Source organism: Leisingera sp. M523, from assembly GCF_025141335.1.
In the GTDB taxonomy this organism is placed as follows: domain Bacteria; phylum Pseudomonadota; class Alphaproteobacteria; order Rhodobacterales; family Rhodobacteraceae; genus Leisingera.
Genome location: NZ_CP081036.1, coordinates 606,146 through 624,786, shown reverse-complemented (window position 1 = coordinate 624,786; position 18,641 = coordinate 606,146). Strand labels below are relative to the sequence as shown.

At 65.0% G+C, this 18,641-nt stretch carries 9 protein-coding genes; 7 read left to right on the top strand and 2 right to left on the bottom strand.

From position 1 onward, the window contains the following. Nucleotides 1–5: 5 nt before the first annotated feature. Nucleotides 6–956 carry a glucokinase gene (locus K3557_RS02955; RefSeq protein ID WP_259997565.1) on the bottom strand — a complete coding sequence of 317 codons (951 nt, stop codon included), beginning with the start codon at nt 954–956 and terminating at the stop codon, nt 6–8. Between the two features lie 198 nt (nt 957–1,154). Here K3557_RS02955 and K3557_RS02950 point away from each other — a divergent pair, with 198 nt between their 5' ends. Then, complete coding sequence (locus tag K3557_RS02950) at nt 1,155–2,147, top strand: glycosyltransferase family 2 protein (RefSeq protein WP_259997564.1); 993 nt, start codon at nt 1,155–1,157, stop codon at nt 2,145–2,147. Beyond that, nucleotides 2,144–3,094, top strand: a complete 951-nt coding sequence (locus K3557_RS02945; protein WP_259997563.1) for a glycosyltransferase family 2 protein — start codon at nt 2,144–2,146, stop codon at nt 3,092–3,094. Before K3557_RS02950 ends, K3557_RS02945 begins: the two co-directional genes overlap by 4 nt. A gap of 152 nt (nt 3,095–3,246) precedes the next feature. Here the strand turns inward: K3557_RS02945 and K3557_RS02940 are convergent, their stop codons facing one another. Further along, nucleotides 3,247–3,999: a WecB/TagA/CpsF family glycosyltransferase gene (locus tag K3557_RS02940; protein WP_259999531.1), complete on the bottom strand. Its 753-nt coding sequence runs from the start codon at nt 3,997–3,999 to the stop codon at nt 3,247–3,249. Between the two features lie 193 nt (nt 4,000–4,192). Here K3557_RS02940 and K3557_RS02935 point away from each other — a divergent pair, with 193 nt between their 5' ends. The 5 genes from K3557_RS02935 to K3557_RS02915 all read left to right on the top strand — a co-directional run bounded on the left by K3557_RS02935 (nt 4,193) and on the right by K3557_RS02915 (nt 18,627). After that, nucleotides 4,193–5,656, top strand: coding sequence for a hypothetical protein (locus K3557_RS02935; RefSeq protein ID WP_259997562.1), 1,464 nt, complete (start codon nt 4,193–4,195; stop codon nt 5,654–5,656). A 260-nt stretch (nt 5,657–5,916) separates the two neighbouring features. Then, a complete protein-coding gene (locus K3557_RS02930) occupies nt 5,917–12,345 on the top strand; it encodes a type I polyketide synthase (RefSeq protein WP_259999529.1) in 6,429 nt (2,142 codons plus the stop codon). 5 nt (nt 12,346–12,350) lie between these two features. Beyond that, nucleotides 12,351–13,367 carry a glycosyltransferase family 2 protein gene (locus K3557_RS02925; RefSeq protein ID WP_259997561.1) on the top strand — a complete coding sequence of 339 codons (1,017 nt, stop codon included), beginning with the start codon at nt 12,351–12,353 and terminating at the stop codon, nt 13,365–13,367. Continuing rightward, on the top strand, nt 13,364–17,941 hold the full coding sequence (locus K3557_RS02920; protein ID WP_259997560.1) for a MupA/Atu3671 family FMN-dependent luciferase-like monooxygenase: 4,578 nt from the start codon (nt 13,364–13,366) through the stop codon (nt 17,939–17,941). Before K3557_RS02925 ends, K3557_RS02920 begins: the two co-directional genes overlap by 4 nt. Next, nucleotides 17,938–18,627, top strand: coding sequence for a 4'-phosphopantetheinyl transferase (locus K3557_RS02915; protein WP_259997559.1), 690 nt, complete (start codon nt 17,938–17,940; stop codon nt 18,625–18,627). Before K3557_RS02920 ends, K3557_RS02915 begins: the two co-directional genes overlap by 4 nt. The last annotated feature ends 14 nt before the right edge of the window (nt 18,628–18,641 follow it).

Genomic DNA, 18,641 nt, shown 5'->3' with positions numbered 1-18,641 from the left:
GTGTTTCACACGTCTGCCCCGGCGGCGGCCAGCGCCACCCGCGCAGCCCCGCCGACACCCGCAGCATCATCCGTGATCAGCCACAACGGCGTACCGGCACAGACAGCCCCCAGCTGGCCGCCCGGCGCCGTATAGCTCTCCAGGAAATGCGGCCGCGCGGGGGAGTTCAGCACACCGCGCGCGACGCTTCCGGCAAAGAACAGACCCTGCGCCGGCAGGTAGGCCGCTGTCAGCTCGCGCGCCATCAGACCCAGTAAATGCGCCCATTCGCAGACCGTCTGTGCCTCGGGCGAGTCCGGGCTTGCCAGACAGGCGGCCACAACCCCCTCGGCACTGCTGGCTGCCGAGCCGGTCAGGGCTTGATGAAACCGCACCAGACCAGCACCCGAGAACAGCATTTCGGTGCTGGCCGCATTCTCTGGCTCATGGCCCAGCACCCCCTGCAGGCGGCGATGCACGGTTTGCGGCAGGCTGGCGCGGCCAAGTTCGGCTGCCAGCACCTCGCCGTTCAGCGCGGCTGAGACATTGAACCCGGTACCGATGCCGGCAACCAGTGCCTGGCCGCCGCTATGCCGCCCCGGGTGCAGACAGGACAGCTGTCCCGGGATCAGCGCAGGCAAGGCATGGCACTGGGCTGCAAGATCGTTGATTACATTGGCCTTGGCACTTGCTGGCAGTTGCAATGCGACGGCTATGCTGCCTGCATCGCCCTGCCAATTGCTGTTGCTGAGGTGAAACTGCCCCTCCCGGACCGGACCTGCCACCGCCAGGCAAGCCCCCTGCAGGGGCGGAAACCCCGGCTGCGCGCAATAGGCCTTCAGCACATCTTCCAAACTGGCGAAACTGCTATTGGCGAAGCTCTGCAATGCTGTGACCCCGATGCCAGGGGCCGCCAAAGCCAGCCGGGTCCGGCTGCCACCAACATCGCCAGCCAAAACGGTCAGCTCAGCCGCCATCTGCCGCGGTCCTTTTCTGATCAATTTCGTACAATCAAGACTGCAGCAATCCCGCCGCAATTGCAATTGAGCGCACCCGCAGTGCTTGCAGCCATCGGCGGAAGTCTGCACTTTGACAGGAAAATTCCAGGCAACCGCAACATGGAACGCATTGTGCAAAGATCATTCGGTCAAAGGCTGGCAGCCCGCAGCGGGCGCATGGCACATGCCGCAAGGTTCCGCGCGTCGCTGCGCCATCTGCATGGGCCCGCCCGCCGCTTTGCCGCAGCGGATCAGGTGGTGCTGATCGCCCTGGTGCGCAACGGCGCCTTTTACCTTGATGTGTTCTTTGAGCACTACCGGCGGCTGGGCGTCTCGGCTTTTGTGTTCTTCGACAATGGCTCAACCGATGGCACGCTGAACCGCATCCGGCAGGAACCGGACACGGCGGTGCTGCGCTCGGCCATGCCCTGGCTGGAATACGAGAACACCTTCCGCGCATATGCCGCCAACCGCTATGGCCGGGACCGCTGGTGCCTGTTTGCCGATATGGACGAGCTGTTTGATTTCGAAGGCAGCAGCACCGCGGGGCTGGCCGGTTTGACCCGCTACATGGCATCGCAAAACTATACCGCCTTGCAGGCGCAAATGCTGGAAATGTTCCCCAAAGGCCCGCTGGCGGCAGCCTGCGGTCTCAGCTACGCTGAGGCTGTGGACGCCTTCCGCTATGCCGACATCAGTGCGGTGCGGGCGGTGGACTACGGGTCTAAGGACACGGGGCTGGCCTATTATCTGCGCCAGAACCGCCTGCCGCCGGGCGGTGCAAAGATGCTGTACGGCGGCGTGCGCGGTAAGGTTTTTGGCGAGAATTGCTGTCTAAGCAAGCACCCGCTGATCTTCAACGGGCCGGGTGTGCAAGCGGCAGTGCATCCGCATCTCTCCGCCGGTGTGCGGCTGGCGGATATGGACGGGCTGATCCGCCATTACAAATTTGCCGGCGATAGCCTGGCGCGCGATATGCAAACCCAGGCCGAGGCCCGGTCCGAACATGGCGAAGACAGGCTGCGTTACGGTGCTCTTCAGGCCCGGCCTGACCTGAGCCTGTGGTCGGATGCAGCCCTGCAAGACGCCGGTATCGAAACCCTCCAGCAGCGCGGGTTCCTGCGCCGGACGGCTGACTACAGCGCCTTTCTGGCGGGCGGCAGCGCATGACTGCGCCCTCCGTCGCTGCGGTGGTCATAGGCCGCAATGAGGGCGAGCGCCTGATCCGCTGCCTGCGCTCCTTGCAAGGCCAGGCGCAGCCGCTGATCTATGTGGACAGCGGCTCCAGCGACGGCTCGGCAGCTGCAGCCCGGGCACTGGGCGCCGAAGTGGTTGATCTGGACCTGTCCCAGCCGTTCACGGCGGCGCGTGCGCGCAATGCCGGGCTGGCAGTTTTGGGTGAGAGAGCCGGCTGCGTGCAGTTCGTGGACGGCGATTGCGAGGTGGACACGGATTGGATCACCACTGCAGCAGCGTTCCTGCAGGCGCATCCCCAGGCGGCCGTGGTTTGCGGGCGGCGGCGGGAGCGGTTCCCCGATGCCTCGGTCTACAATCGGCTGTGCGATGCGGAATGGGACACCCCCCTGGGCGAAGCCAAGGCCTGCGGCGGCGACGCGCTGATGCGGGTTGCGGCGGTCCGTGCGGCGGGCGGATACCGCGGCAGCCTGATCGCCGGGGAAGAGCCGGAACTGTGCCTGCGGCTGCGGCGGGACGGGTGGCGGATCTGGCGGATCGATGCGGAGATGACCCTGCATGACGCGCAGATGCAGCACTTTGGCCAGTGGTGGCGGCGCAGCCGCCGGGCCGGCCATGCATTCGCCGAGGGCGCCGCCTTGCATGGGGCGGGACCGGAACGCCATTGGGCCGCCGAAACCCGCCGCGCGCTGTTCTGGGGGGCGGCACTGCCGGCGGGTATCATCCTGGCTGGTCTGATGAACCCGTTCTTGATGATTGCTATACTGATCTACCCGGCGCAGTTTCTGCGCCTGGCTCGTCGCATGGGAAACACGCAGGCGCTGTTTGCCGTCATCGGAAAATTCGCCGAAGCTGCCGGCGCTGTGGAGTTCTACTGGCGCCGCTGGCATGGCAGGGCTCGCGGCATTCTCGAGTATAAGTAGCGCCGGCTGGGGCTTTGCCCCTCTTCGCCTCGCGGCCAATTCACCCCAGGATATTTACGGCCAGAAGAATAATGGATCCAGTCCTCATCTGGCCCTTAATCTTCCCTGAGTACGCGGCATAGCCTCGCCAAAAGGCTGGGCATTGCCGCCCGTCACCGCGCCCGGATGCGCCAAGCCCTGAGCATCTGGCCAGGCAGGATCATCAGGCATTTGGCATAGCGCGGCAGCAGCCGCGCCGGGCTGGACAACGCCCGCCACAGCCACTCCATCGCCACCGCCCGCACCCAGGCGGGCGCCCGCTTCTGATGGCCGCCAAGAAAATCCAGCCCAGCTCCGATCGAGGCAAACCCCGTGCGCGGCGACATCCGGCGGCCGCGTTGGGCAAACCGTTCCTGCTTTGGCGCGCCCAGCGCCAGGAAGCACAATGCAACGCCGGTCCCTTCCAGGCGGTGCAGGATCTGATCCGCTTCTGGCCCGTCCGGGTCAAACCCGCCTGATGGCGCATGGACCCAGGCAATGTCCAGTCCCGGCACCTGTGCCAGCAAAGCGGCCTCGGCGTCCTGCAGCGCCGCATCCGTGCTGCCCACGAGGGCCACCGGAACCCCGGCCTCTGCCGCCAGGCGGCACAGCGGCAGCACCATGTCCGAGCCGGGCATCAATTCCACCGGGCGGCGGGCAAGCCGCGACAGCCAGACAACCGGACGCCCGTCTGCAACAACCAGGTCCTGCGCCTGATAGGCCGCCAGAAAGCCCGGAGACTCCGCCATCTTGACCAGGTGGTCCAGATTTACCGTGGCCAAGGCAAACCCCTGCGAGGCCTTGAACCGGGCCCGGACCTCGGCTTCAAGCATGGAACGCGCCGGCATGGTCACCGCAACCCGGCGGCCGTGAAATTCGAAATACAATGCAGCCTCCAACGACAATGCCATCTCCTCATACCGCCGGCACGGCGGCCAGGCCAGCAGACCCGCATCCGCTGCTCCCTGAGCGTGGCAAAGCTGCACGCTGTTTACCTCTTCTTGCAAATCCGCGGGACAGGGACGTCCGCAACCGGTAAACTTTGATGCAAATCCGGGGAATTGAGGGGGCACGAAGGCTTTGCCCAACGCTTTGGCCTATCTGATGCTGCTGGCTTGGCCGCTGGCCAGCCTGGTCCTGTTCCGGCGCCTGCCGCTGGAGCGGGCAATCCTGTGGTGCATCATCGCAGGCTATCTGCTGCTGCCGCCGCTGGCCGAGTTCGACCTGCCGCTGGTGCCGGATATGGACAAATTCGCCATTCCTTCGGTGGTGGCGTTCCTGTTGTGCCTGCTGCTGCTGCACAGGCCGGTGCCGCTGCTGCCGCGCCATCCTGCGGTGCGGGTTCTGGCGCTTTTGTTTGTGTTCGGCGTCATCCCCACAGTGCTGACCAATGGCGAGCCGATCCTGTTCCGCAGGATCGCCAATTCCGATCCGATCATATTTCTGACCGATCAGCTGCCGGGACTGCGCTGGCGCGACCTGGGATCCGTGATCATCAACCAGATGATCGTGCTGATACCTTTTCTGCTGGCGCGGCGTTACCTCTCTACCCCCGAAGCGCAGCGCGAGCTGCTGCTGGCGCTGATGATCGGCGGGCTAGCCTATACCGTCCCGTCGCTGATTGAAATCCGGCTCAGCCCGCAGATGAACGTCTGGATCTACGGCTTCTTCCAGCATGATTTCAGCCAGATGATCCGCCAGGGCGGCTTCCGCCCCATCGTATTCCTGCCGCATGCGCTGTGGCTGGCGTTTTTCATGCTGTCGGCGCTGCTGGCCGCCACAGCCCTGGCCCGCACGGCCGCAACCGGCCAAAGGCTTCGCCTGATCCTGGCTGCGGTATATCTGTTTACCGTTCTGGTACTCTGCAAGAGCCTCGCCTCGCTGGCCTATGCGCTGGCCTTCACGCCTGTGGTGGCGCTGGCGCCCCTGCGCTGGCAGCTGCGGGCCGCGCTGCTGCTGGCGCTGATCGCAGTGGTCTATCCGATGCTGCGCAACACCGGGCTGGTGCCGACCGAAGCGCTGGTGGCGCAGGCCGAGGCAATCAGCGCCGAACGCGCGCAATCGCTGAACTACCGGTTTGAGAACGAGACACAGCTGCTGGCGCAGGCTGCGGAAAAACCCTGGTTCGGCTGGGGCGGCTGGGGCCGCAACCTGGTGCGCCACGCCGAGACCGGGCAGATCCTGTCAATCCCGGACGGGCGCTGGATCATTGTGTTCGGCACCTTCGGCTGGCTCGGATACATCGCTGAGATGGGCTTGCTGGCAGCGCCGCTGGTTCTGCTGGCACAGGCCGCGCGGCACGCGCCGCAGGGCAGTGTCTCGCCGTTTGCCGCGCCGATTGCCCTCATCCTGGCCGCAACCATGGTGGATATGCTGCTCAACGCGACTCTGATCCCGATCACCTGGATGTGCGCCGGCTCGGTGCTGGGCTACGCTGAGCGGTTGCTCTACCCGAACCTGTTCAGCAGGAAACCTGCCCTGTTCGGCGGGGCGCAAGCGCTGATGCCTGACACCGCCGGGCCGGAGAAGCGAAGTATTCTGTGATGCCGCAATCTTTCCGCTTTTCAGGCCCAATTCAACACATTGCGTCCACAGGCTGGCCCTATGGATTGACGAAAATGAAATGATTGACTCCGGGTTGCAGCACAGATGGGGATCTGGTGCTGCAAGGCCGGGATAACCCGCCGGGGAGAACTCCGGCACCATAAACCAACCCGTCCGGCGGGCACTTGCCAGCTCTGCAAAGCAGTCTGGCATCGTTGTGCCGGACTGTTTTTAAGGGGCCAGTGGGTCAGGTATTGGCGATGCAGGATGGGAAACCCGCAGCGGGGGGCGCTGCCGGAGATATAGCAATTGTCGGGTTGTCAGTGACAGTCCCCGGCGCAAATTCTGCTGACGCTTTCTGGCAGAACCTGCGCGACGGCATTGAATCGATTGAAGTTCTGGACCGCGACACCCTGCTGGCAAACGGCGAACGGGCGTCTGTGCTGGCCGACCCGGACTATGTGCCTGCCTCAGCCCGGCTGCGGGGGTTTGATGAATTCGACGCCGAGTTCTTTGGCTTCAGCCCCAAGGAAGCCGCCATCCTCGACCCCCAGCACCGCAAATTCCTGGAAGTGGCCTGGGGTGCGATGGAAAACGCGGGCCACCCACCCGAAAGCATCGCTGGCCCCATCGGCGTTTATGCAGGCTGCGGCATGGGCAGCTATTTCTACTTCAACATCTGCTCAAACCCGGCCCTTGTGGACGATGTGGGCATGTTCCTGCTGCGCCATACCGGCAACGACAAAGACTTCCTATCGACCCGCGTCAGCCATGTGTTCGACCTGCACGGGCCCTCGGTCAACGTGCAGACCGCCTGCTCCACCTCGCTGGTTGCGGTGCATTACGCCTGCAAAGCCCTGCGGGAAGGCGAATGCGATATGGCGCTGGCAGGCGGTGTCACCATCGAGCTGCCGCAGGGCCGCGGCTACCTGTACAAGGAAAACGAAATCCTGTCCCCGGACGGCCATTGCCATGCCTTTGATCACCGGGCGCAAGGCACCGTATTCGGCTCTGGCGCCGGTGCCGTGGCGTTGCGGCGGCTGGAGGATGCCATCGCCGACGGCGACCACATCTGGGCTGTCATCAAAGGCTCCGCCATCAATAACGACGGTGCAGACAAGGCCGGCTACCTGGCGCCCTCGGTCGGCGGCCAGTCGGCGGCGGTACAGGCCGCACTGCAGGCCGCAGGCACCCCGGCGGAGACCATAGATTACGTCGAATGCCACGGCACCGGCACCTATCTGGGCGACCCGATTGAGGTCACAGCCCTGACCGACGCCTACCGCGCCACCACGCCGGACAACGGCTATTGCCGCATCGGCTCGGTCAAGACCAACATTGGCCATCTGGACACCGCAGCGGGGGTTGCCAGCCTGACTAAAACGGCCCTGGCGCTGCACCACAGGGAAATCCCGCCCTCTTTGGGGTTTGAGACGCCGAACCCGGCAATAGATTTCGACAGCTCGCCGTTCCGCGTGAACGCCGCCCTCACGCCGTGGCAGCCCCACAAGGGGCCGCGCCGCGCCGGCATCAACTCGCTCGGCGTCGGCGGCACCAACGCCCATGTGATCCTGGAGGAAGCGCCAGATCGCGCAGCCTCGGAAGAAAGCGATTTTCCGTTCCAGATCTTGTGCATCTCAGGACAGTCAAAGGCCGCGCTGGACGCTAATACCCAGACACTCGCCGAGTATCTCCACGCCAACCCCGAGGCCGATCTGGCCGACGTGGCCTATACGCTGAAAGAAGGCCGCCGCGGCTTTGCCAAACGCCGCGTTCTAGTGGCGGAAACCGCCGCCGAAGCGGCTGATCTTCTGACGGAAAACGACCCGCGCAAGGTCTTCACCCATGACCGCCTCGGCGACGCGCCCGAGGTGGTCTTCCTGTTCCCCGGCGGCGGCGCGCAATATGCCGGCATGGCCCGCGACCTGTACGAGACCGAGCCGGTCTTTGCCGATTGGATGGACCGCGGGCTGGACCACTTGCAACAGAACCTGGATTACGACATCCGCGCCATCTGGCTGCCCGAAGAGGGCGCGGAAGATGCCGCCAACGCCCAGCTGCAGCGGCCCTCTGTTCAGCTGCCGCTGATCATGATCGTCGAATACGCGCTGGCGCAGCTGTGGATCAGCTGGGGCGTCAAACCGGCAGCACTTGCGGGCCATTCGATGGGCGAAAACACTGCCGCCTGCCTGGCCGGCGTTATGCGTTTCGAGGATTGCATTGATCTGGTCCTGCTGCGCGGACGGCTGTTTGATACCGTTCCCGCGGGCGGCATGCTGTCTATCGCCCTGCCGCTGGCCGAGGTTGAGGCGATCATCGGCGATGATCTGGACATTGCCAGCGTCAACGCGCCCGCGCTGACTGCCGTTTCCGGCCCGCAAGACGCGCTGGACCGGTTGTCCGCCGACCTGACCGCGCGCGAGGTCGAACACCAGCGCATCCCAATCGACATTGCCGCCCATTCGCGCATGCTGGACGGAATCCTGCAGCAATATGGCGATTTCATCCGCTCGCTGACCCTGTCGGCGCCGAACCTGCCGGTGATCTCCAACCGCACCGGTGCTGCGCTGACTGCGGAACAGGCCACCAGCGCCGATTACTGGGTTGGCCAGTTGCGCAACACCGTGCGCTATGCCGATTGCATTGAAACCCTCGCCAAAACCCCGAACCGTGTGTTCCTTGAGGCCGGCCCCGGCAAAGCCCTCAGCGCGCTGGCGCAAATGTCGCCTGCCGTGCAGCCGGGCCAGGTGCTCAGCTCGCTGCGCCACCCGGATCAGGACGTGATGGATGACAGCTACTTCTTCGGCGTCATCGGCCAGCTTTGGGCCTGCGGGGTTGAGGCCGACTGGCAGCAGATCTGGGGCGAGGCACGGCGCAACCGCCTGCCCCTGCCCGGTTACGCCTTTCAGCGCAGCCGCTATTTCATCGAACCCGGCAAGCCTGCGGTTGAAGAAGACACGCCCCCGGCCCGGCATGAAGATCTGGCCGATTGGGGCTACCGCCCCGCTTGGCGGCCCAGGTTCGCCGATTGCACCCTGGACGTGGAACATGAACTGGACCAGGCACCGCACAACTGGCTGATTTTCGAGGATGAAACAGGCCACGCCACCCGTGCGGCAGACCAGCTGCAGGCCGCAGGCCACAGCGTCACCCGCGTCCGCGCTGGCGACACTTATGCGCAACTGTCCCCGGCCTCATACATCCTGCCGCCGGAACAGGGCCGCGCCGCCTATGGCGCATTGCTGGCAGACTTGGCAGGCGCCGGGCTGCTGCCGGACCGCATCGCCCATTTCTGGCTGGTGACCGGGGAAGAAACCTATCGCCCCGGCTCCTCCTTCTTTGACCGCAATCTGGAGATGGGCTTTCACTCCCTCACCGCATTGGCGCAGGAACTGGGTAATGCCGATCTGCCCGGCCCACTGCATATCAACGTCTTCACCACCGGCGCAGCACAGGTCCGCAGCGAAGCGCTGCCCTATCCCGAAAAGGCGATGATCGCGGGGCCGCTGGGGGTGATCCCGCGTGAACTGCCCGGCGTTACCTGCGCCGCCATCGACATCGAACTGCCAAAGCCGCCCAAGGCGCTGTTTGCACGCCGCAAACCGGCACAAGCAGACATTACCCCGCGCCTGCTGGAAGAGCTGATGGCGGACCCCGCGAATACCTCCGCCGCCTGGCGCGGTGAAAAGCGGTATGAACTCACGTGGCGCCCGCTGCCGCTGCCCGCGCCGGAAACGCCGCCGTTCAAACAGGGCGGCCATTACCTGATAACCGGCGGCTATGGCGGTATCGGCCTGACCATCGCAGGCCATCTGATGCGCGAATACGGCGCCAAAATCTCGCTGATCTCCCGCGAAGGACTGCCCCCGCGCGCCGCCTGGGAGCGCTACTTGCGCAGCCACAGCCCGGCCAACCGCACCGCTTTGCGCATCCGCGCGGTGATGGCGCTTGAGGAGACCGGCAAGGGCCGGATCCTGCCGCTGGCCGCCGACGTCTGCAACAGCGGCGAGCTGCGCCGCGCCCGCGCGCAAGGCGAAGCTGCCTTTGGTCCCGTCACCGGCGTGATCCACGGCGCCGGTGTCATCGATGACGGCCCGCTGCTGGCCAAAGACGAGAACCAGATTGCCCTGGTGCTGGCCCCCAAGGTCAGCGGGCTGCGCGCGCTTGATGCGGTCTTCCCCGATGGCAGCCTGGAGCTGATGATATTGTTTTCCTCCTCCTCCGCCGTGACCCGGCCTGCGGGCCAAGTGGATTACATTGCCGCCAATGAATTCCTCAACGCCTGGGCCAAGCACCGCACCGGCGGCCTTACCCGTGTGATGGCCGTCGATTGGGGTGTCTGGTCCGATACCGGCATGGCCGCCGACGCCATGGCCAGCCGCAACGGCGCCACCGCTGCCGGCACGATGGCCCCCTGTCCCCAGCCGCTGTTACAGCAATGCGGCAATGACACGGCTGGCAACCGCATCTTCACACCGCGCTTTGAAACCGCTGATTGGCTGCTGGACGAACACCGGACCGCCGATGGCACCGCCCTGGTGCCCGGCACCGGCTACATCGAAATGGCGGCAGAAGCGCTATCAGAAACCGGTTTTGAAGGGCCGGTTGAAATCCGCGACCTGTACTTCATGCGCCCCCTGGTTGCAGAAAATGAAGCCCCGGCAAAGCTTGCGGTAAAACTCGAAGCTAATGAAAATGGTTATGAACTGTTTGTTTACTCGGCATGTACAAATGGTTACTCTCTAAATTGTCAGGCTATGCTGGCCTCAGCGGCGGCGGCAGAACGCCCCGTCGCACTCAACCTCCAGAAGATTTTCACCCGATGCCCGGAGGAGCAGGCGCCAATCAACGGGCGCTTGCGCTCCGCGCAGGAGGCGCATCTGCGCTTTGGTCCGCGCTGGCATGTGCTAAGGTGCGCGGCACTGGGCAATGGCGAAGGCCTCGCCACTCTCTCACTGCCGGACATCGCGGCGCAGGACGGCTGTCTGCTGCATCCCGGCCTGCTGGACCTGGCCACCGGCTGGGCGATGGGTCTGATCCCCGGTTATGACGCCAGCGCGCTTTGGGTGCCGGTGTCCTACCACCTGATCCGGATCTTTGCCCCGCTCACCTCCAGCATCTGCAGCCATGTGCGGCTGGCGGATGCGCCGGATGGCAGCTCTGCCGGTTTTGATATCACGCTGACCGATCCGAACGGCACTGTGCTGGTCCGGATCGAAGGCTTCCGGATGCAGCGCCTGACCGGCGGGTTCGACGCCGCAGCAGCCGAAGGGCAAGCCGACGCCACCGCCGCAGAGCTGGGCCTGGAACCTGCCGCCGGCACGCATCCCCTGTCTCTCGAGGAACGGCGCCTGCAGCTGAACATCGCCAACGGCATCAAATCCGCAGAAGGCGGCGAGGCGCTGGCCCGCGCCCTAGCCACCGGTCTGCCGCAGGTGGTGGTATCCTCTCTGGACCTGCCCGCACTGATCGCACAGGCAGGGCAGACAGCCGCCCCCGCCCAGGAGGCGCAGACGTTTGAACGCCCGCAATTGGATACTGATTATGCCGCCCCCCGCAACCCGGTAGAGGAGGAACTGGCCGGCCTCTTTGCCGCCCTCCTTGGGGTGTCGCAAGTGGGGATCGAGGACAGTTTCTTTGACCTCGGCGGCCATTCCCTGATTGCGGTGCGGCTGTTTGCCCAGGTGAAGCGCGGCTTTGGTGTGGAATTCCCCCTGTCGGTGCTGTTCGAGGCCCCCAGCGTCGCCGCGCTGGCAGAACGGATCATAGACCGCACCGGCGGCGGCGTTGCTGCGGAACCAGGAGCACCTGCCGCAGCTGCAGAGGACACGCCATCCTTCACCCATCTGGTGCCGCTGCATCCGGGCGACGGTACCGGGCGGCGGCCGTTCTTCCTGGTGGCGGGAATGTTCGGCAACGTTCTGAACCTGCGCCAACTGGCCCTGCTCGTGGGGAAGGACCGCCCGGTCTATGGACTGCAGGCCAAAGGGCTGGTCGGCAATGACGCCCCGCACAGCCGGATTGAGGACGCAGCCCGAAGCTGTCTGGATGAAATCCGCCGGATCCAGCCCGAGGGCCCCTATCTTCTGGGCGGCTTTTCCGGCGGCGGCATCACCGCCTATGAGATGGCACAGCAGTTGAAGGATCAGGGCCAGGAAACCGCCGCGCTGATCCTGCTGGATACGCCCCTGCCCGTCCGCCCGCCGATCAGCCGCCGCGACAAGGCACTGATCAAACTGGCAGAACTGCGCAGCAAAGGGGCCGTCTACATTGGCGAATGGGCTAGAAACCGCATCGCCTGGGAGGTTGAGAAACGCCGCGCCGCCCCGGTTGAGACCGGCACCCTGCCCGAATTCAACAACCGCAAGATTGAGCTGGCCTTCCGCACCGCCGTTGAAACCTACCCCCTGCGCCCATGGACCGGCCCGTTCACCCTGTTCCGCCCGCCGCTGGACCGCAAATGGCAGGTCAGCGGCGGCAATTGGGTCAGCACCGCGCGCGAATATGTGTTTGATGACAACGACTGGACCCGATGGGCTGCGCAAACAGAGGTGGCCGAAGTGCCGGGCGATCACGACAGCATGGTTCTGGTGCCGAATGTCAGCGTGCTGGCCGCCGGCGTCAAAGCCCGGCTCGACGCCGCCGATGCGGCGGCAGGCCGGCCCCGCTATGCCACGGCCGCGGAGTGACGCCCATGAACCCGCAACGCATCCTCACCATCCTCCTCAACTACCGCACGCCGGAGATGACCCTGCAGGCCGCCGAGGCCGCACTGCGCGAAATGGAGGACTTGCCGGGCGGGCTGCTGATCATCGACAATGGATCCGGCGACGGCTCCTATGATCAGATCCGCGCCGAAGCAGACAAACGCGGCTGGCTTGGCAGCGGACGGCTCCGGGTAATCGCCTCGCCAGTGAACGGCGGCTTTGGTGCGGGCATGAACCTGGGGCTGAAGACCGGCCTATCGGACGGCAGCGCGCCGGAATTCTACTACCTGCTGAACTCCGACGCCTTTGTGCAGGGCAGCACCATCCGTACCCTGCGCGACTTCCTGCTGGAGCGTCCCGGCGCCGGTCTGGCAGGCTCATACGTGCGCGGCACCGACGGTGTGCCGCATCGCACCGCCTTCCGCTTCCCCTCCATAGCGGGTGAGTTCGAGGCCAGCGTGCGCACCGGCATTTTCACCCGGCTGCTGAAACCCTGGGTGGTCGCCATGGACATGCCGCAGGACGAGCTGCAGGTTGACTGGACCGCCGGCGCCAGCCTGATGATCCGCCGCGAAGTCATCGAGGCCGTTGGCGGTTTCGACGAGACCTTCTTTCTGTATTTTGAGGAAACCGACCTCTGCCGCCGCGCCGCCCGTGCGGGCTGGCGCACCCACTATGTGCCAACCAGCGAAATCGCCCACGTGGGGTCGGCGTCCACCGGCATGAAGGCCTGGCAGCGCACGCCGCAATACTGGTTCGACTCGCGGCGGCATTACTTCGTGAAACACCACGGGCATGCCTACGCCGCCGCCGCCACGCTGGCACGGATCACCGGCAGCCTGATCTATGGGTTGCGCCGCCTGACCTCGGATAAACCACAGGCGGATCCGCCGCATTTCCTGCGCGATCTGGTCCTGTACAGCCTGCGTGCGGCATTTGCACCGCGGCCAAACCCATCAAAAGAAACACGCGCGCCCTCTCCGATCGCAAAGGAGCAGAAATGACGTCCTTCACATGTGCCCTGATTGGCAATGAATCCCTTCTGATCGGCTGCGCCGAGGCGCTGCTGGCACGCGGCCATCAGATCCGGGCCGTGGTGTCGCAAGACCCCGATATCGGCAGCTGGGCCGATGGCAAGGGCCTGCCCCTGCTGGACACCCAGCAGCAGCTGCAAGGCGGGTTCGACTGGCTGCTGTCAATCGCCAACCTGACAGTGATCCCTGACAAGGTTCTGGCGCAGGCCGCCAAAGGCGCGGTGAACTTTCACGACGGCCCCCTGCCCCATTACGCGGGCCTTAACACCCCGAACTGGGCACTGATCAATGGCGAAACACAGCATGGCATCACCTGGCACCTGATGGACAGCGGCGTCGATGAGGGCGACATCCTGGCCCAGCGGCTGTTCGATGTGGCGGCGGATGAAACCGCGTTCAGCCTGAATTCCAAATGCTACGCCGCCGCGATGGACAGCTTTGGCGAGGTGATGGCGCAGCTGGAAACCGGCGATCTGAACCGCCAGCCTCAAGACCTGAGCCAGCGCCGCGTGTTCGCCAAATCCGACCGCCCCGCCGCAGGGGGGCTGCTGGACGTCTCCCGCCCCGCCGCCGAACTGGCGCGGCTGGTCCGTGCCTTGGACACCGGCGGATACTGGAACCCGCTGTGCGCCGCCAAATTGCGGATTGGCGGGCAGGTCGCTCTCACCGGGGCCGCGGAACCAGCAGTAGGCTCCGGCGCCCCCGGCACAGTGCTTGACGTCCGCAAAGACAGCGTGACAATCGCCACCGCGGACGGCGCGCTGATGCTGTCGCGGCTGACCACGCCGGCAGGCAAACCGCTGGACGCAACCGGGCTGGTCAAAGCCGGCGATGTGCTGCCGGCGCTGTCCGGGGAGGACGCCGGGACCCTCACCGCTCAGATGGCCGCTGCGCAGGGCGGCGAAAGCCACTGGCGCAAGGCGCTTGCCGCGATGCAGCCAGTCCAGGTACCGCTTGCCACAGATACCGGCGGCGCAGGGATAACCCGCCGGAAGATCGCCATGCCTGCCCCCCTCAGCGAAGAACAGGCCGCCGCCGGGGTGCTGATCTGGGCCTTGCTCAGCAGCGGCGAGAAATCCGCTGATGTGGCGCTGTCCATCGCCGGTATGAACGCGGTTCCAGGGCTGATATCCGATTGGGTTCCGCTGCAGGCGCGGCGGGAACAGACCGTGTCCGGCCTCCAGGCGAAAGCAATTCAGGGCATTGAAAAAGCACGGAAATACGGCGGTTTTGCCGAGGACTTGGTCGCGCGCGCACCGGAAATTTCTTCCTTTTCCCAACCAGCCATAGGCCTGTCTCTGGACTGGGACGGCCCGGTTTCAGGCTGCGCCGCCACCGTCGTTTTCTGCGATGGCGCACTGGCGCTGCACACGGACAACGCCCAGCTGGACGAACAGACCGCAGAATTGCTGGCCGCGCGGCTGGCACTGGTGCTGGGCGCCCTCGCCGGTGACGCGGACCAAGAGGTCGCAACCCTCCCCATCCTGCCCGAAGCCGAGCGCAAGCTGCTGCTGGAGGATTGGAATCAGACCGCCGCGGACTATTCCGCAGATCTGACCATTCACGCCGCTTTCGAGGCCCAGGCAGCCAGCACCCCGGACGCCGCTGCACTGGTGTTCGAGGACCAAAGCTTCACCTATGCCGAGGTCAACGCCCGCGCCAATGCCGTGGCCGCACGCCTGCGTGAAATGGGCGTGAAACCGGGTGCACATGCAGGCATCCATATCCGCCGCGCGCCCGAGCTGGTGTTTGCCGCCTTGGGCGTGATGAAGGCCGGCGGCGCCTTTGTGCCGCTCGACCCGGCCTATCCTGCAGACCGGATTGCGCACTATATCAGCGACAGCCAGGCGCAGGTGATCGTGACGCAATCCGCACTGGCCAGCGCCCTGCCCGCCTCAGCCGCGCAAGTGCTGGAAATCGAAACCGTCCCCGCGGGGACAGCCGAAGATACCATCAATGGCGGTGCGGCCAGCAGTGATCTGGCCTATCTGACCTATACCTCCGGTTCCACCGGCCTGCCCAAGGGGGTGATGGTCACCCATGCCAATGTCGCGAACTTCTTTGCTGGCATGGATCAGCGCATCCCGCATCAGCCCGGCGATGCCTGGCTGGCGGTGACCAGCCTTAGCTTTGACATCTCGGTGCTGGAGCTGTTCTGGACCCTGTCGCGCGGGCTGAAGCTGGTCTTGTCCAGCGACGAAAGCCGGCTGGAACTGTCCAAGGGGCCTGTGGCCCTCAGCGACCGCAAGATGGATTTCAACCTGTTCTACTGGGGCAATGATGATGGGCCGGGGCCGCAGAAATACCACCTGCTGCTGGAAGGCGCCAAGTTTGCCGATAGCCACGGTTTCAACGCGGTCTGGACGCCGGAACGGCATTTCCACGCTTTTGGCGGCCCCTATCCGAACCCGTCGGTAACGGGTGCTGCGGTGGCAGCGGTGACGCAAAACATCGGCGTGCGGGCCGGCTCCTGTGTGGCCCCCTTGCACCATTCCGCGCGGATCGCCGAGGAATGGGCGGTGATCGACAACCTGACAGCAGGCCGCGCCGGGATCGGCTTTGCCTCAGGCTGGCAGCCGGATGATTTTATCCTGCGGCCCGAAAACACGCCGCCTGCAAACAAACCTGCCTTGTTTGAGAGCATTGAAACCGTGCGCAAACTCTGGCGCGGCGAGGAGGTTGCCTTTGCCCGCAAGGATGGCAGCGATCATCGCGTGGTCACCCAGCCCCGTCCAGTCTCAGCCGAACTGCCGGTCTGGGTCACCACCGCGGGCAACCCCGAGACCTGGCGCGAGGCCGGGGCGATCGGGGCAAACGTGCTGACCCATCTCTTGGGCCAAAGCATCGACGAGGTCGCGGGCAAAATCCGTATCTATCATGACGCTTTGCGCGATGTCGGCCATAACCCTGCGGATTTCAAGGTCACCCTGATGCTGCACAGCTATCTGGCAGCCACCCGCGAGGAAGCCCGCCAAGTGGCGCGCGAGCCGATGAAGAACTACCTGCGCTCGGCCGCCGGGCTGATCAAGCAATATGCCTGGGCCTTCCCGGCCTTCAAGAAACCCGAAGGTGTAAAGAACCCGTTCGAGATGGATCTGGGATCGCTGTCGGAGGAGGAGCTGGAAGCGATCCTCGACTTCGCTTTCGAGCGGTATTTTGAGGACTCCGGCCTGTTCGGCACCATTCAAGACGCCTGCCAGCGGGTCGAGCAGCTGAAGCGCATCGGTGTGGATGAGATTGCCTGCCTGATCGACTATGGCATCGCACCGGATGTGGTACTGGAGGGGCTAAGGCCGCTGGCCGAAGTGCTGCGCCTGTCCAACGCACCGCAGGAGCTGGCGGCGGATGACTTCTCGCTGGCTGCACAGATTGTACGCCACGGCGTCAGCCATATGCAGTGCACCCCGTCGATGGCACGGATGATTGCCGCGGATAAAGACGCCGGCACCTGTTTGGCACAATTGCAGCATCTGCTGGTGGGGGGCGAGGCGCTGCCCGGGGATCTGGTGCAAGCGCTGCGCGAGGCAACCTGCGCGGAGATCCACAACATGTACGGCCCGACCGAGACGACGATCTGGTCGACGGTGGAGAAAGTCACGGCTGTCCCGGCGGGGACAACCGGGATCGGCACGCCGATTGCCAATACGCAGGTTTACGTTCTGGACGAAAAACAGATGCCTGTCCCCGCGGGGACGCCCGGTGAATTGTATATCGGTGGCGCGGGTGTCACAGTCGGCTACTGGCAGCGGGAAGAGCTGACCTCTGAACGGTTCGTAAACACAGCGTTCGCTGATACCCCGCTTTACCGCACCGGGGATCTGGTGCGCTGGACAGCAGGCGGCACGCTGGCCTTTCTGGGCCGCACCGACCATCAGGTTAAGATCCGCGGCCAGCGGATTGAGCTGGGCGAGATCGAAGCCGCAATGGCCGCCTTCCCCGGTGTGACGGGGGCTGTAGTAGTGCCGCGCGGCGATGCCGGCAGCGAGCAACTGACAGGTTATGTCACCGCCGCTGCACCTGTTGACGAGAACCTTGTGAAACAAGCTTTGGCGGCCAGACTGGCCGAGGCGATGGTCCCCGCGCGGATCGTCACGCTGGAGGCCTTCCCGCTGACACCAAACAAGAAAATCGACCGCAACGCGCTGCCTGACCCGCAGCCGGCACGGGCCGATGCCCCTGCGGTTGTTGCGCTGGATGCAGGCGCGCAAGCCAGGATCGCAACCGTCTGGAGCCGCATTCTGGGCATCAGCGGCATTGGTGCGCAGGACAACTTCTTTGCGCTTGGCGGCCATTCGCTGCTGGCGGTGCAGGCGCACCGGGAATTGCGCGACGAACTGGGCGAGGCACTGGGGACTGCGAGCCTGTCGATCACGGATATCTTCCGCTTCCCGACGCTGGCCGGTCTGGCGGCCCATATCGAAGGGCTTGCAGGCACACCTGCAAATGCGGAACAACAGCCGCAGGACAGCGAAGGACCCGACCGCGCCGGCACCATGTCGAAACGGCGGGCCATGCGTGCAAACCGCAGAGCAAGGACCGGATGACAGAAGCCGAAAACAAACTGGCAGAGCGGCTGGCACTGGTCCGGCCGCTTTTTGCCGCCGATGTGGCGCTGGCCGGGGCGGATCCGCTGGCTGCCCCGCCCGCACCGCTGGCAGAGGAAGCCGCGGGGCTGTCGCCGAATGCGGTCGCCAAACGGCGCACCGAATTTGCCGCGGGCCGCAGTGCCGCGCATCAGGCGATGCAGCAGCTTGGGCTGGCGCCTGCTCCTGTGCCCGTGGGCCGCGACCGGGCACCGGTCTGGCCCAAGGGGCTGGTTGGTTCAATCACCCATACCAAGAGCTGCGCCATGGCCGTGCTGGCCCATGAGGGCGACGTTCAGGGTCTGGGGATCGACGTGGAAGAGGACACGCCGCTGAAGGACGAACTGCTGCCTGCAATCTGCTCGGAGCGGGAACAGGCCTGGCTGAAACGGCAGGATAATCCCGGACAGATGGCCAAGGTGATCTTTTCCGCCAAGGAAGCGGCCTATAAATGCCAGTACACGCTGAGCCGGGCTTTTTTTGGCTTTGACGGGATGGAGCTGGAGTTTGATCTGGCGGCAGCCGCGTACCGGGCCGTGTTCACCGCCGCCCGGGCGCCTTTTGTACGCGGCGAGGCGGTTGGCGGGCGCTTTGCGGTTGGGGCCGGCCTGATCATTACCACGGCGGAAATCCGGGGGCGCGGATGATGGGGCGGCGCGGG